Genomic DNA, 14,915 nt, shown 5'->3' with positions numbered 1-14,915 from the left:
CCGGGACGTAGGTCTTTAGGCCCTAGGCTGGGAGCGTCAGATACCGCGCGCCGCGGTAGCGATCTGTACGAAAGTGGGCGAACCCTTCCGTGTCCTCGAATGCTGAGTCAGAGTCGATCAGTGCTGTGAGTGCCATCTTCGGAGCCAACGAGTGGCTGGTCGACGAGCTGTACGAGCAGTTCCTCGCCGACAAGAACGCCGTCGACCCTGCGTGGTGGGACTTCTTCGAGAGCTACACCCCGGGAGAGGCGAGCCCCGACACCTCGTCGATCGGCGGTGCGTCCGCAGGCAGCACCGCGCAGGCAGCGCCGGCCCCTGCGGCCCCGCAGCCTGCCACGACGCCGGCACCGGCAGCCCCCGCGCAGCAGGCCCCGGCCGAGAAGGCCAGCGCCGCAGCAACAGCCCCGCGCACCCACGGCGAGCAGGCCGCGCGCCAGGCGCAGAAGGTCCAGAAGGCCGCCGAGTCGCAGGAGGCCGCCGTGCACGCAGACTCTCCCACCCAGCCCCCCGTCGCCACAGCCCAGCCCGCGACGGCCCCCTACGCCGAGGTCGCGAAGGTGCGGACCTCCCCGTCGGCGACCGAGGGGCAGGACGACGTCCAGAAGCTCCGTGGCCCCGCCGCCCGGGTCGTCTCCAACATGGAGGCCAGCCTCACGGTCCCCACGGCGACGTCGGTGCGCGCCGTGCCGGCCAAGCTGATGGTCGACAACCGCATCGTCATCAACAACCACCTCGTCCGTGGTCGTGGCGGCAAGGTCTCCTTCACGCACCTCATCGGCTTCGCGCTCGTCGAGGCCCTCAAGGAGATGCCGTCCATGAACGCGAGCTACGCGCTCGTCGACGGCAAGCCCTCGGTCATCCAGCCGGCCCACGTGAACTTCGGTCTCGCGATCGACCTCCCGAAGCCCGACGGCACCCGCCAGCTCCTCGTCCCGAGCATCAAGGCTGCCGAGACGATGGACTTCGCGCAGTTCTGGGCCGCCTACGAGGACATCGTCCGCCGCGCCCGCAACAACAAGCTCACGGTCGAGGACCACCAGGGCGCCACGATCTCGCTGACCAACCCGGGCACCATCGGCACCGTGCACTCCGTGCCGCGCCTGGTCACCGGCCAGGGCGCGATCATCGGCGTCGGTGCCATGGACTACCCGGCGGAGTTCGCCGGGGCCTCGCTCGAGCAGCTGTCGAAGATGGCGATCTCCAAGGTCCTCACCATCACCTCGACCTACGACCACCGCATCATCCAGGGTGCGCAGTCGGGCGACTTCCTGCGGATCCTCGGGCTCAAGCTCATCGGCGAGGACGGCTTCTACGACCGCGTCTTCGCCTCGCTGCGGGTGCCCTACGAGCCCGTGCGCTGGGTCCGCGACAACACCGTGGACGCCGACGCCGAGGCTGCGAAGCCTGCACGCATCGCCGAGCTCATCCACTCCTACCGCTCGCGCGGCCACCTCATGGCCGACACCGACCCTCTCGCCTACCGCCAGCGCAAGCACCCGGACCTCGACGTCCAGACGCACGGCCTGACGCTGTGGGACCTCGACCGCACCTTCCCGGTGAACGGCTTCGGCCCCAAGCCCAAGGCGACGCTGCGCGACATCCTCGGTCTGCTGCGCGACTCCTACTGCCGCACCATCGGCGCGGAGTACATGCACCTCGCCGACCGCACGCAGCGCAAGTGGCTCCAGGCCCGCCTCGAGGCCGGCTACGAGCGCACCCCGCGCGAGGAGCAGCTGCGCATCCTGCGCCGTCTCAACTCGGCCGAGGCCTTCGAGACCTTCCTGCAGACGAAGTTCGTCGGGCAGAAGCGCTTCTCCCTCGAGGGCGGCGAGTCGGTCATCGCGCTCCTCGACGGCGTGCTGTCGAGCGCGGCCGACGCCGGCCTCGACGAGGTCTGCATCGGCATGGCGCACCGCGGCCGCCTGAACATCCTCGCGAACATCGCGGGCAAGAGCTATGCGCAGATCTTCTCGGAGTTCGAGGGCAACCAGGACCCGCGCACCGTCCAGGGCTCGGGTGACGTCAAGTACCACCTCGGCACCGAGGGCACCTTCACCTCCGAGTCTGGCGCGACCACCAAGGTGTACCTCGCGGCCAACCCCTCGCACCTCGAGGCCGTCGACCCTGTCCTCGAGGGGATCGTCCGCGCCAAGCAGGACCGCATCGACCTCGGCGGCGACGGGTTCTCCGTCCTGCCGATCCTCATCCACGGCGACGCGGCCTTCGCGGGCCAGGGCGTCGTGACCGAGGTGCTCAACCTCGCCCAGCTGCGCGGGTACCGCACCGGCGGCACGATCCACGTGGTCATCAACAACCAGGTCGGCTTCACCACGGGGCCGTCGTCCTCGCGGTCCACGCTGTACTGCACCGACGTGGCCAAGGGCCTCCAGGTGCCGATCTTCCACGTGAACGGCGACGACCCCGAGGCTGTCGTGCGCGTCGCGCAGCTCGCCTTCGAGTTCCGCGAGGAGTTCGACCGCGACGTCATCATCGACATGGTCTGCTACCGCCGCCGCGGCCACAACGAGGGTGACGACCCCTCGATGACCCAGCCGCTCATGTACAACCTCATCGAGGCCAAGCGCTCGGTCCGCAAGCTCTACACCGAGAACCTCGTGGCCCGCGGCGACATCAGCGTCGAGGAGGCCGAGCAGGTCCTCCAGGACTACCAGGCCCAGCTCGAGCGTGTCTTCACCGAGACCCGCGAGGGCGGCTACACCCCGCCCGCCAACTCCGACCCTGTCGCCGGTCTCGAGCGTCCTGAGTCCCAGCGCGAGGACGCCGGCACGATGGTCGGCTGGAAGACTGCGACCGACCAGTCGGTCCTCGACCGCATCGGGCAGGCGCACGCCACCCCGCCGGCCGGCTTCACCGTGCACCCCAAGCTCGCGCAGCTCCTCGAGAAGCGTGCGGCGATGTCCTCCGAGGGTGGCATCGACTGGGGCTACGGCGAGATCCTCGCCTTCGGCTCGCTGCTCATGGAGGGCACGCCGATCCGTCTCGCGGGCCAGGACTCGCGCCGCGGGACCTTCGTGCAGCGCCACGCCGTGATGCACGACCGCGAGACCGGCGCCGAGTGGACCCCGCTGCTCTACCTCTCGGGCGACCAGGCGAAGCTCTGGGTCTACGACTCCTCGCTCAGCGAGTTCGCGGCCCTCGGCTTCGAGTACGGCTACTCGGTCGAGCGCCCCGACGCGCTCGTGCTGTGGGAGGCGCAGTTCGGCGACTTCGTCAACGGCGCGCAGACCATCATCGACGAGTTCATCTCCTCGGCCGAGCAGAAGTGGGGCCAGAACTCCTCGGTCGTCCTCCTCCTCCCGCACGGCTACGAGGGCCAGGGACCGGACCACTCCTCGGCCCGCGTCGAGAGGTTCCTCCAGCTCTGCGCCGAGGACAACCTCACGGTCGCGTTCCCGAGCACCCCGGCCTCGTACTTCCACCTGCTGCGACGCCAGGCCTACGCCCGTCCGCGCCGCCCGCTCGTGGTGATGACCCCGAAGTCGATGCTGCGCCTCAAGGCCGCCGCCTCGCCGACCGAGGACTTCACGAGCGGCACCTTCCGCGAGATCATCGCCGACGACCTCGCCGAGGCCTCCGCCTCGTCGGTCGACCGTGTGCTGCTCTGCTCGGGCAAGGTCTACTACGACCTGCTCGCGCACCGCGTGAAGAGCGGCGACAGGTCGACGGCGATCGTCCGTCTCGAGCAGCTGTACCCGCTCGAGGGCGAGATGCTCCGCGAGGCGCTCGCGCCCTTCGGTGACGCCGAGGTCGTCTGGGTCCAGGACGAGCCCGAGAACCAGGGCGCGTGGCCCTTCATCGCGCTCAACGCCCCCGAGGCCATCGGCCGCGAGATGCGTGTCGTCTCGCGCACGGCGTCGGCCTCGCCGGCGGCCGGCTCGGCCAAGAAGCACCTCGCCGAGCAGACCGACCTGGTCGAGCGCGCCTTCGCCCGCTGACCCGGCTGCACGACCGCTCCACGTGGACGGGCGCACGACACGCGAAGGCGTGGCGGGCGCCCGTTCCGCGTCTGGCGCGCCGACCTGACGGAGAATGGGCTCAGCAGCCGTGACAGGCTCAGCACGACCGGACGCCCGGCATCCCTCGCCGTCCCCCAGCACCGAACGACCAGGAGCACCCGTGACATCGCCAGGCCAGGACCAGCTCCGCATCTGCGTCGTCGGAGACGAGCTCGCCGCAGGCGTCGGGGACCCGAAGGGCCTCGGGTGGCTGGGCCGGGTCACAGCCCGCACCCACTCCCCCGCGCTCACCATGGTCTTCCCGCTCGTGGTCCCCGGCGAGACGACGACAGCGCTCAGCGCCCGCTGGGAGGGCGAGTTCAACCGTCGGGCGACAGGTGCCCCCGAGGTCGACCACAGGCTCGTCATCGCCCTCGGCCGCGCTGACGTCGACGCCGACCTGTCGGTCGCCCGCAGCCGCCTCAACCTCGCGAACATGCTCGACGTCGCCGACTCCCGGCGCATCCCGGCCTTCGTCGTCGGCCCGCCCCCCGGTGCGGACGCCGACCGCGAACGGCTCGCCGAGCTCTCGTCAGCCTTCGGGGACGTGGCCAACCGCCGCCGCGTGCCCTACGTGGACACCTTCACCCCCCTCGTCGACCACGAGCAGTGGCTCGGCGACATCGCCGCCAACGGCGTCCCCTACCCGGGCCAGGCGGGCTACGGCCTCATGGCGTGGCTCGTCCTGCACACGGGCTGGTACGGCTGGTTGGGTCTGCCGGACGACGACGCGTCAGCCTGAGGGCTCGCGGACGGCTGCTAGGGGGCAAGCACCGTGCGCCCATCGGTGACACACCCGGCGACGCGTCGCACAGCGCCGTGACACATGACGAGAGCCCGTCCCCTGAGGGGCGGGCTCTCGTCGTGCGAGCGTCTGGTCCGGTCAGGCAGGATGCTCAGACCACCTGACACCGACCGCCGCGCTCGCTGTCGCTGTCGCTGTCGCTGTCAGAGCGTGTGCGAGACCGTGACGTCTCCGGAGACCGTGCTGGCGTCGACGAAGAGCGTCGCGCCGGCCTCGGCACGGACGATCTGCGCCGTGCGGTTCTCCCCCGTGATCCGCTCGCCGTCGAAGGACGCCGTCCCGGTCACGGTGCGCGCCTTGAGATCGATGCCCGTGCCGGGGGCGACCCGCACCGAGATGCGCCCGGACACGGTCTTGGTGCTCACGTGACCGGCGCTGCCGGCCAGCTCGAGGGCGACCTGGCCCGAGACTGTCTGCACGTCCGCCCGGGTGATCGTGCCCGCCACGTGCGCCGTGCCCGAGACCGTCCGGACGGTGACAGGTCCTGTGTGCTGCGTGACGGCTGCCCGTCCGGAGGCCGTGGTCAGGGACAACGGACCGGTGAGGCTGACTGCCTCGGCCGAGCCGCTCGCCGTGGTGACGGTGACCGGGGCCTCGACGTCCTGCACGCTCACGTCGGAGCGCGCCGTGGTGACCTTGACCGTCGCGGCGCGCGGGACCCGCACGACCACGTCAGCGGTGTCCTTGCCCGAGAAGCTCTTGACCCTGTCGACCAGGCCCTCGACACCCGAGAAGTCGTAGGAGACCGAGAAGGTCTCCCCCTCCAGCCGGGCGACGACGGGACGGTCGGACAGCGCGAGGACGTCGAGCTCGACGTCGACCCTGTCGTGCGCCTCCACGCGGACCGAGCCGCCCGTCAGCGAGACGACCACGCGGGTCACGGGCCCGTCCCCGGCGCCGAAGGTCGGCTGCTCACCGAAGGCTGCCGCAGCGTCGGCCGCGTTGGCCACCACAGAGGTCGTCAGGGTCCGCGGCTCCGCGATGACCCAGGTCTCGTTGCGCATGCACACACTCCTGTCGTCGGGGCGGTGCACGTCGGCTCGTCGGCTCTGCGCCCGGCCGGGTCCGTGCACCTCGTCGTCCCACCGTAGACGCCCTGGCTGGGCGTCACCAGAGACGTGCACCCGACCCGGCGACGACGCGCCCCGCCCAGACCTACCCTGCGGTGCTGAGGACCTCGCGGTCGAGGCGGGTGAAGGGGCTCGACGGGAACACCTGCTCGGTGAGCGTCACCAGCCCACCCCCGACGTAGACCTCGACGACAGTCGCGTCGACCACCACGACGACGTCGACGACGTCGTCCGCCCCGACCGGCAGCGGTGCCCAGTCGACCGAGGGGAAGGCCGGGTGGAAGTCGACGGCACCGCTCTGCGTCCTGTCGCAGGTGATGCTGCGCTCGTCCCCGTCGACCGTGAGGACCAGCCGATCCGACCCGCCGTCGTCACCGGTGAGCACGAGGGCTGTCCGGTCCCCCGCGCCGCAGGGCACGGAGAGCTCGAAGACACCCGGCAGGACCTCCGCCGGAGGCAGGACGGGGTGCTGGCGCACCCGGTGACGCCCGTCCGCGCCCAGCACGAGGTCGACCTCCCGGACGAGGGACATCGCCGAGCGCCACGGAGCTGTCGGGGTGTCGTTGGCGTACTCCCAGTTGCTGGCCCACCCGACCATCAGGCGTCGACCGTCCGGGACGTGGTTGAAGGAGACCGCGGCGTAGTAGTCCCTTCCGTAGTCGAGCCAGTCGTGGTCGGCGGGCTCGGTCGAGGTCGACAGGCGCTCCGCGACGAAGGTCGTGCCGTCGAAGTCTCCGACGAAGTACTGCGAGCCTGATCCTCCGGCGATCCCGCCGGGGTTGAGGCTGACGACGAGCACCCAGCGGGTCTCGCCGGTCTCCTGCACGACGAGCGGGAAGAGGTCGGGGCACTCCCACACACCACCGGTCGCGTGCGCCGGGCCGAAGGCCGAGGCGTAGGTCCACGAGAGGAGGTCGGGCGAGGTGTAGAGGACCGCACGCCTGTCGACGGCCTCGACGGCGACCATCACCCAGTGGCCCTCCCCCGGGCCGCCGTCGGCTCCGGTCTCTGCGCCGAACCAGAAGACCTTCGGGTCGCGGAACTCGGTCGACCCGATGTCCAGGACCGGGTTCCCCGCGTACCTGGTCCAGGTGGCTCCGGCGTCCACGCTGTAGGCCAGCGACTGCGACTGGATCCCCGGCGCACCGGCGCGAGGGCGGGCCGCACTGGTGTAGACCGCCACGAGGGCCGTCTCACCGGGCCCTGCGAGCCCGCTGGTGTTCTGGCTGTCGACGACCGCGCTGCCCGAGAAGGCCATCTCGTCGTCGGTCGCCCAGATCGCGACCTCCTGCTCCTGCCAGGTCACGAGGTCGGTCGAGGTCGCGTGCCCCCACGAGATCTCCCCCCAGGTCGATCCCTGCGGGTTGTTCTGGAAGAAGAGGTGATAGGTGCCGTCGTGGAACAGCAGACCGTTGGGGTCGTTGAGCCAGGTATCGCGCGCCGTGAAGTGGGCGACGGGACGCAGCGAGGGGACTGTGCCCGTGGAGGGAGGGGGGAAGGTCACGGTGTGGCTCCTGAAGAGTCGAGGGGTCGTCGTGCTGCGAGGGGGCGGCCGGAGCCGGAGCGGGCGGTGCGCCCGCCCCGGCTCGGTGGTCAGGCGCCGCCCTGCTGGAAGCGGTCGTAGGCCTGCTGGTAGGTCGCGGTCACGTCGTCGACGCCCATCGACTCGAGGGTCGAGACATAGCCGTCCCACTCGGCCCCGACGGTGCCCTCGACGATCCAGCTGGCGAACTTCTCCTTCACCAGGCTGTTGATGTCGGTCACGACGAAGGACGTCCGGTCGAGCTCGTCGGTCGAGAGCAGGACCGGGGGGTAGGCCTCGTTGGCCGCGTAGGGGGCGTAGTACTCCTCGACGAGGTCCTGGCGGACCTTGGCGCGCGGCTCGGGGGCCACGACGGTCTCGAAGTCTTCGGCCGTGGTGATCTTCGGGCCGCCGGGGGCGACCTTCTGGCGTCGCTCGCCCTCAGACTCGCCCTCGGCGGCAGGGATCTGGACCAGCATGCCGTCGGCGTCTTCTTCGAGGGTCACGCCGAGCGGGCCCCAGCTGGCCTGCGCGGACATCACCGGGTCGTACAGACGGTCGGCCCAGCGCATGGTCGCTGCCGGGTAGGCGTTGGCACGGGTGATCGCCATCGCCCCGCGGCTGATCTCCTGGTTGTTCGCCACGCTCGCCAGGCGCTCTCCGTCGACACCCTCGAGGACGCCGAGCATCGCGTAGTCGCCGGCGCGGTCGTCGCCGACCATCTCCTCGAGCTCCCACCAGAAGAACGACCCGAGGACCGGGGTCTCGGCCTTGCCCTTGGACAGGTAGGCCACGTCGTCCTGCGAGAAGGACTCAGGGTCGATCAGACCCTGGGAGTACCACTCGGAGAGGCCTTCGATCCCGGCGCGGTACTCGTCGGTGCTCGCGGTGAACTGCACCTTCCCGTCCCGGACGATGCGGTGGTCGTTGTTCTCCGGCTGGCCGCCGAGGGCTGCGACGAGGTCGTGCGGGTTGGCGCAGAACGAGTCGGTCCTGAAGGACAGCGGGATCTCGTCGGCCTTGCCGTTGCCGTTCGGGTCCTGCGTCTTGAAGGCCTCGAGGGCCGCGTGGTACTCCTCGACGGTCGTCGGCATCGCCAGCCCGAGGGCGTCGAGCCAGGCCTTGTTGATGTACAGGAAGTTCGGGTACTGCAGGATCCCGAGCTCTTCGACCGAGGGGAGGGTGTAGATGTGCCCCTCGGAGTCGGTGAGCGCCGCCCGGATGTCGGGGCGCTCCTCGAGGATCGCAGAGAGCGTCGGGGCGTACTCCTCGATGAGGTCTTCGAGGGGCAGCAGCGTCCCGTTGCTGCCGTTCTGGACGATCTCGGCGTCGCTCAGACCCGTGTTGTAGAGGACGTCGGGCAGGCTGTCGCCTGCGAGCATGAGGTTCTTCTTCTCGGCGTAGACCTGCTCGGGGAGGTTGGTCCAGTCGATCGCGATGTTGGTGTCCTTCTCCCACTGCTGGACGAGCTCCATGTCGCCGTAGTCGGGGGCGAGGGCGGACTTCGTCCCGCCGAAGGTCAGCGTGATCTTCGTGTCGACGACCGGCAGCCCCTCGAGGTTGAGGCCGACGTCGGCCGACTGGTCGTCGACGGCTCCGCCACCCCCTCCTCCGCAGGCGGCCAGCAGCAGCGACCCGGTGACGGTGAGCGTGGTGACTGTGGTGAAACGGCGGTGTCTCATGAGGGTCTTCCTGTCGGTTCGGCGCATCAGGGGGAGCATGGGCGGATCAGCTCTTCACAGCGCCGAGCAGGGCGCCCTTGGTGAAGTGCTTCTGCATGAACGGCAGCACGACCAGGAGAGGGATGCTCGAGATCACGATCATCCCGTACTTGATCAGCTCGCCGAGGCGTTGTGCAGCGGCGTAGGAGTCGAGGCCGGCGGTGCCTCCGGCGGAGGTCACCTCGGACTGGATGAGGACATTCCTCAGCACCAGCTGCAAGGGGTACTTGCTCTCGTCGTCGAGGTAGATGAGGGCGTCGAAGAACGCGTTCCAGTTCGCCACGAGGTGGATCATGATCATGAGGAAGATCAGCGGCTTCGACAGCGCCAGGACGATCTGGAAGAAGAACCTGAAGTCGTTGGCACCGTCCAGCTGGGCGGCCTCGCGCAGCTCGCCGGGGACGTTGTTCTCGAAGAACGCCCGGGCGATGATGAGGTTCCACACCCCGACGGAACCAGGCAGCACGACGGCCCAGATCGTGTCGAGCATGCCGAGGTCGCGGACCACGAGGTACCGGGCGATGAGACCGCCGTCGATGAACATCGTGGCGATGAAGACCATCATGATCACCTTGCGGCCGAAGAGGTCCCTGCGGGACAGCGCGTAGGCGCCGCACAAGATGAGGACCACGCTGATCGTGGTGCCCAGGACCGTGTACAGGACCGAGTTGGCGAAGCCCCTCAGGATCGCCGGGTCGGCGAAGATCCGCTGGTACCCCTCGACCGTGAAGCCCTTCGGCCAGAGCCACACCTGACCGTTGAGGATCGCCGAGGGCTCGCTGAACGAGGCGATCACGATGAAGTAGAGGGGGTAGAGGATCACGGCGATCGCGACCAGCAGCGTGCCGATCGAGACGACGGTGAACGCGGGGTCGCCGAAGCGCTCCCTGAAGGACCGCAGGGGTGGCAGCCTCCGAGGCTGACGCGGCGGCGGGTTCGAGCCTGCATCGGTGGCAGGGCTCGGCGGAGAGATCGTGTGGGTCATGGCGTCATCACCAGAGGCTCGATTGGCCTGCGCGCCTGGCGATCCGGTTGAACGTCAGGAGCAGGACGAGGTTGATCAGGGAGTTGAACAGGCCGATCGCGGCCGAATAGCTGAACTGCGCCTGCTGCAGCCCTGCCTTGTACACGTAGGTCTGGATCACCTCGGAGGTCGGCAGGTTGAGGTCGGTCTGCATGAGCAGGACCTTCTCGAACCCGAGGTTGAAGAGGTTGCCGATCGCCAGGATGAACAAGATCGTCACGACCGGGAGGATCCCGGGGATGTCGATGTGCCGGATCCGTTGCCACCTGTCGGCGCCGTCGACCCGGGCCGCCTCGTGCAGCGAGGGGTCGATCGCGGTGAGCGCGGCGAGGTAGACGATCATCGAGAAGCCGGCGTTCTGCCAGATGTCCGACCCGATGTACAGGGGCCGGAACCAGTCGGGTGATCCCATGAAGAAGATCGGGTCCCCGCCGAGGGCGACGATCGCGTTGTTGACGATCCCCGACTGGGGCGAGAACAGCAGGTGGATCATGCCGACGACCACGACGACCGAGATGAACGACGGCGAGTACAGGACCGTCTGCGTGAACTTCTTGAACCTGTCGCTCTGCAGCTGGTTGACGATCAGCGCGAGGATGATCGGCACCGGGAAGGCGATGAGCAGCCCGAGAGCGTTGACCGTGAGGGTGTTGGCCAGGAGCCTCTCGAACTGGAACGAGCTGATGAAGCGCTCGAAGTGCTCGAGACCGACCCACGGGCTCCCGGAGAAGCCGTCGGCCGGGTTGTAGTTGCGGAAGGCGATCTGGGCGCCGTACATCGGCCAGTACTTGAAGACGAGGACCGAGAGCAGCGCCGGGGCTAGTAATACGTATAACTGCCAGCTCCGCCGAGCACGCCTCAGCATCTGCCGGAAGCCTGCGGGACGTCGCACCGGGCGCGTCTGCGCGCTCCGGGGTGGGGACTTCGTGGTCATGCGGGCACCTTTGCCTCGGTCACCGATCCACGAGAGATCAGCGAGCACTCGACGGGATGCGCACCGGCGGTGTCCGGAGCGCCAGAGAGAAGGATCTCGACGGCCGTGGTGGCCATCTGCTCGTACGGGAGCTCGAGCGTCGTGAGCCCCGGGTCGAGATAGGGGGCGACCATCTGGTGGTTGTCGAAACCGACGATCGAGCAGTCCTGCGGGGTCCTCAGACCGAGCCTCTCGAGGGCCCTGTAGGCACCCCAGGCCGTGCGGTCGTTCCCGCAGAAGATCGCTGTGGGACGGTCGGAGGCGGACATGAGCTCAGTGGTGAGCGCGAGCCCGTCCTCGACGATCCCGGTGCCGTAGCGGACCCAGTCCGGCCGCTCGGCGATCCCGGCCTCGTCGAGGGCTCGGCGGTAGCCGGCGAGACGTCCGATCCCCGCAGGCAGCGTGCTGTCCGGTGACTGGATGTTGATCATCGCGATCCGGGTGTGACCTGCCTCGACCAGGTGCCGGGTCGCCGTGTAGCCGCCGAGCTCTTCGTCAGGGAAGACGCTCGGGACCAGACCGGCGCCGTCCTGGGCGTTGACGACCACTGTCGGGACGCCGGCGAGCCCCTCGGGCACCTCGACCACCCTGTGGAACATCGAGGCGTAGACGACGCCCCGGACCCTGTAGGACAGCATCGTGTCGACGGCCGCAGCCTCGAGCCCAGGGTCGCCGAAGGTGTCGACCCCGAGGATCACGTTGCCGGTCTCCCAGGCCAAGAGCTGCGCACCCTTGAGGAGCTCTCCTGCGAAGGGCGAGCTCGCGACCTCGTCGGAGATGAAGCCGATCATCCCGGACTCGCCGCTGCGCAGGGACCTGGCGAAGGCGTTCGTGCTGTACCCGAGATCACGGACCGCACCCATGACACGGTCCCGGGTCGCGTCGGCGACCCTGCTCCCGCGCACATTGTTGAGGACGAGCGAGACAGTCGCCTGCGAGACACCTGCACGCTCCGCGACATCCTTCATCGTCACGGGCTGGGTACGTCGCACCATCGCTGCTCTCCATCGAGTCGGTTAATCGTATGACTGAAAGGTAGGGGCGGTCTGCGGGCGGTGTCAAGAGCCGTCTCGCGGCAGTCTGACGGAGGCGGTCGCGCAGGGCAGGCCGGGCGCGTCGACGCCGCGCACGCGGCGCTCGCCGGCCCCGGCGCGACCCGGCCCGCTGGCATCTCAGCCGATCAGACCTGCACCGCGCAGCTCGACCGTGAGGTCTTGCGGGTTCGTCGCGACGGCGCACGCGTCCTCGTAGCTGACCACGCCGTCGCGGACCAGGTCGAAGAGGTGCTGGTCGAAGGTCTGCATCTTGTAGTAGCCGCCGTCGGCGATGAGGTCGAGCAGCGGCGGGTTGTTCGCAGGGTCGACGATCGCCTCGGCCGTGCGTCCGGTGTTGACCATGACCTCGCAGACCACCCGGCGCCCGGCGGTGTCCGCCCGGCGCACGAGCCGCTGCGAGACCACCCCGCGCAGCGACTGCGACAGCGCGGCACGGACCTGCGTCTGCTCGTGCGGCGGGAAGAAGTCGACCACCCGGTTGACGGTCTCCTGCGCGTCGATGGTGTGCAGGGTCGACATGACGAGGTGCCCGGTCTCGGCCGCCGCGAGCGCAGCCCGCACGGTCTCGGAGTCGCGCATCTCGCCGACGAGGATCACGTCGGGGTCCTGGCGCATGGCCGCGCGCAGGGCCGAGCCGAAGTCGTTGGTGTCGTGGCGGACCTCCCGCTGGGAGATGATCGCCTTCTTGTCCTCGTGGAGCACCTCGATCGGGTCTTCGATCGAGATGATGTTGACCTCGCGGAGCGTGTTGATGAGGTCGACCATCGAGGCGAGGGTCGTCGTCTTGCCCGAGCCTGTCGGTCCGGTGACGAGGACGAGGCCTCGGGGTTCCAGGGCGAGCTCCCCGACGATCTCGGGCAGCCCGAGCTCGGAGAGCGACACCGTCCCCTCGGTCACACGGCGCAGCACGAGCCCGACGTGCCCGCGGGCCTGGTAGGCGTTCACGCGGAACCGGCCCACGCCGTCGAGCTGATAGGCGAAGTCCGCCTCGTGGTTGCGCTCGAAGTCGCTCAGGAAGGAGTCCGGGAGCACCTCGGCGAGCATCGACAGGGTGTCGGCGGGCTCGAGCGGGGCGACCTGCAGCTTGCGCAGCCGCCCGTCGACCCTGACGCGCGGCGAGGAGCCGACCTTGCAGTGCAGGTCGGAGGCTCCTGTGCTCGCGAGGGCGTGGAGCAGCGGGATGACGGACTGGCGCGTTTCGCTCACGTGCGATCCATCGGCAGGAGCGCAGCGAGACTTGAGGCACGAGGGCAGGTGACAGCCGCCGCCACGCCCGGGTTCGAGGCACTGTCCTATGTGTGGGACCATAGAGACGAGGCTCGTGCGCTGTCGCGCGCGACCAACCAGTCCTTCGACGTCAGGGAGTAACCATGAGCAAGCGCGGACGCAAGCGTCGCAGCCGTAAGGGCAGCGCAGCGAATCACGGCAAGCGTCCCAACGCCTGATTCGTCGATACGTACACGAAGGGCCCCGTCGCAGCTGCGACGGGGCCCTTCGTGCGTCTGGGGTGAGCACCCGGATCCGGCGCTCCGGTGCTCCGGTGCTCCGGTGCTCCGGTACAGCCTGACGTGTCACGTGCGCACGTGACCAGGCCGAGGCACCGGCGGGCCTGCTCGCCCGGCCGTGCTCAGCCCTCGCTGAGCAGCGTGATCTGGGTGTGGATGCGCACCCGCAGGTGCTCGGGCGCCTGCTCGGTGCACGAGCGGCGGAGCAGACGCTTGACCATCTCGTCGATGCCGAGCTCGGCGAGGCACGGAGAGCACTCGGCGACGTGCACGCGCATCTTCTCGGCGTCCGAGGTGGTCATCTCGGAGTCCAGGAACTCGAAGAGGTGCTTCATCACCTCGTCGCAGCTGTCGTCGTCTCTCACCGTTCCCCCTTCGTGCTCGTCGTCCCTGCCGTACGGTCTGCCCCTGCGAATCCTCGGTCGGCCGCGTAGTCCGTCAGCAGCGCGCGCAGCTGGCCACGCCCACGGTGCAGCCTCGACATCACGGTGCCGATCGGCGTGCCCATGATCTCGGCGATCTCCTTGTACGGGAAGCCCTCGACGTCCGCGAGGTACACCGCGATGCGACGGTCCTCCGGGATCTCCTGGAGGGCCCGCTTGACGTCCGAGTCCGGCAGCCTGTCGAGCGCCTCGGCCTCGGCCGACCGCAGACCCGTCGAGGTGTGCGACGCCGCCCGGGCGATCTGCCAGTCCTCGACGTCCTCGGCAGCAGACTGCTGGGGCTCGCGCTGCTTCTTGCGGTACGTGTTGATGAAGGTGTTGGTGAGGATCCTGTACAGCCAGGCCTTGAGGTTGGTGTCAGGCCTGTACTGGTGGAAGGCCGCGAAGGCCTTGGCGAAGGTCTCCTGGACCAGGTCCTCGGCGTCGCTCGGGTTGCGGGTCATCCGCAGCGCGGCGGAGTACAGCTGGTCGAGGTGCGCGAGCGCGTCACGCTCGAACCGTCGGGTCCGTTCGGCGTCGCCCTCGGCCTCGGGCGCGCGGTGGGTGTCTTCAGTCATCACGACCGAGCCTAGTCCCACAGGCACCCCGGTGCCTGCACGGGCAGCCCGGGTGGTCGTCGTCTCTTCCAGTACGCATGTCACGAGGGCGTCAACACGACTGCGGCCGCACGCATTCCCGGTCGCCTCTGCGACGCCCTCGCGCAGCGTCCGCCCACGTCCGGCGATAGAGTCGGAGCCAGACGGCGCCGACCCCGGCGCCAGCACCTGCGAGACCCCGCGGG

12 protein-coding genes are annotated in these 14,915 nt (G+C 69.3%); 3 read left to right on the top strand and 9 right to left on the bottom strand.

From position 1 onward, the window contains the following. The first annotated feature begins 125 nt into the window (after nucleotides 1-125). The gene (locus SANBI_RS04705; protein WP_408669735.1) at nucleotides 126-3,956 is read left to right on the top strand and encodes a multifunctional oxoglutarate decarboxylase/oxoglutarate dehydrogenase thiamine pyrophosphate-binding subunit/dihydrolipoyllysine-residue succinyltransferase subunit; all 3,831 of its coding nucleotides are present in this window, start codon (nucleotides 126-128) and stop codon (nucleotides 3,954-3,956) included. Between the two features lie 181 nt (nucleotides 3,957-4,137). After that, complete coding sequence (locus tag SANBI_RS04700) at nucleotides 4,138-4,758, top strand: GDSL-type esterase/lipase family protein (RefSeq protein WP_056136890.1); 621 nt, start codon at nucleotides 4,138-4,140, stop codon at nucleotides 4,756-4,758. A 206-nt stretch (nucleotides 4,759-4,964) separates the two neighbouring features. Here SANBI_RS04700 and SANBI_RS04695 read toward each other — a convergent pair whose 3' ends face one another. The 7 genes from SANBI_RS04695 to SANBI_RS04665 form a co-directional block, all read right to left on the bottom strand. Then, nucleotides 4,965-5,825: a DUF4097 family beta strand repeat-containing protein gene (locus tag SANBI_RS04695; protein WP_179913881.1), complete on the bottom strand. Its 861-nt coding sequence runs from the start codon at nucleotides 5,823-5,825 to the stop codon at nucleotides 4,965-4,967. 151 nt (nucleotides 5,826-5,976) lie between these two features. Continuing rightward, entirely contained in the window at nucleotides 5,977-7,395 is a 1,419-nt protein-coding gene (locus SANBI_RS04690) for a glycoside hydrolase family 32 protein (protein ID WP_319159427.1), read from the bottom strand. Between the two features lie 89 nt (nucleotides 7,396-7,484). Further along, nucleotides 7,485-9,095, bottom strand: coding sequence for an ABC transporter substrate-binding protein (locus SANBI_RS04685; protein ID WP_056137167.1), 1,611 nt, complete (start codon nucleotides 9,093-9,095; stop codon nucleotides 7,485-7,487). Nucleotides 9,096-9,141: 46 nt separating this feature from the next. Further along, nucleotides 9,142-10,119 carry a carbohydrate ABC transporter permease gene (locus tag SANBI_RS04680; protein ID WP_319159423.1) on the bottom strand — a complete coding sequence of 326 codons (978 nt, stop codon included), beginning with the start codon at nucleotides 10,117-10,119 and terminating at the stop codon, nucleotides 9,142-9,144. Nucleotides 10,120-10,126: 7 nt separating this feature from the next. Continuing rightward, nucleotides 10,127-10,936, bottom strand: coding sequence for an ABC transporter permease (locus tag SANBI_RS04675; RefSeq protein ID WP_319159421.1), 810 nt, complete (start codon nucleotides 10,934-10,936; stop codon nucleotides 10,127-10,129). Between the two features lie 152 nt (nucleotides 10,937-11,088). Continuing rightward, nucleotides 11,089-12,126 (bottom strand): LacI family DNA-binding transcriptional regulator, encoded by a 1,038-nt coding sequence (locus SANBI_RS04670; RefSeq protein ID WP_319159419.1) that lies wholly within the window; start codon nucleotides 12,124-12,126, stop codon nucleotides 11,089-11,091. A 177-nt stretch (nucleotides 12,127-12,303) separates the two neighbouring features. Then, nucleotides 12,304-13,392 carry a type IV pilus twitching motility protein PilT gene (locus tag SANBI_RS04665; protein WP_319159417.1) on the bottom strand — a complete coding sequence of 363 codons (1,089 nt, stop codon included), beginning with the start codon at nucleotides 13,390-13,392 and terminating at the stop codon, nucleotides 12,304-12,306. Nucleotides 13,393-13,556: 164 nt separating this feature from the next. Here SANBI_RS04665 and SANBI_RS18805 point away from each other — a divergent pair, with 164 nt between their 5' ends. Next, nucleotides 13,557-13,631 (top strand): 50S ribosomal protein bL37, encoded by a 75-nt coding sequence (locus tag SANBI_RS18805; RefSeq protein ID WP_156968370.1) that lies wholly within the window; start codon nucleotides 13,557-13,559, stop codon nucleotides 13,629-13,631. Between the two features lie 182 nt (nucleotides 13,632-13,813). Here the strand turns inward: SANBI_RS18805 and rsrA are convergent, their stop codons facing one another. Then, nucleotides 13,814-14,056, bottom strand: a complete 243-nt coding sequence (gene rsrA / locus SANBI_RS04660; RefSeq protein WP_082544226.1) for a mycothiol system anti-sigma-R factor — start codon at nucleotides 14,054-14,056, stop codon at nucleotides 13,814-13,816. Next, on the bottom strand, nucleotides 14,053-14,763 hold the full coding sequence (locus SANBI_RS04655; protein ID WP_306526180.1) for a sigma-70 family RNA polymerase sigma factor: 711 nt from the start codon (nucleotides 14,761-14,763) through the stop codon (nucleotides 14,053-14,055). The genes rsrA and SANBI_RS04655 overlap by 4 nt, the downstream gene beginning before the upstream one ends. Between the last annotated feature and the right edge of the window lie 152 nt (nucleotides 14,764-14,915).

The organism is Sanguibacter biliveldensis, assembly GCF_033798665.1.
In the GTDB taxonomy this organism is placed as follows: domain Bacteria; phylum Actinomycetota; class Actinomycetes; order Actinomycetales; family Cellulomonadaceae; genus Sanguibacter; species Sanguibacter inulinus.
The sequence above is the reverse complement of the archived record's forward strand: the minus strand, read 5'-3'. Positions and strand labels throughout refer to the sequence as shown.

Coding starts and splice junctions, on each gene's coding strand:
- SANBI_RS04680 (WP_319159423.1), bottom strand. CDS start 10,119: ATGACCCACACGATCTCTCCGCCGAGCCCTGCCACCGATGCAGGCTCG.
- SANBI_RS04685 (WP_056137167.1), bottom strand. CDS start 9,095: ATGAGACACCGCCGTTTCACCACAGTCACCACGCTCACCGTCACCGGG.
- SANBI_RS04670 (WP_319159419.1), bottom strand. CDS start 12,126: ATGGTGCGACGTACCCAGCCCGTGACGATGAAGGATGTCGCGGAGCGT.
- SANBI_RS04675 (WP_319159421.1), bottom strand. CDS start 10,936: ATGTACGGCGCCCAGATCGCCTTCCGCAACTACAACCCGGCCGACGGC.
- SANBI_RS04695 (WP_179913881.1), bottom strand. CDS start 5,825: ATGCGCAACGAGACCTGGGTCATCGCGGAGCCGCGGACCCTGACGACC.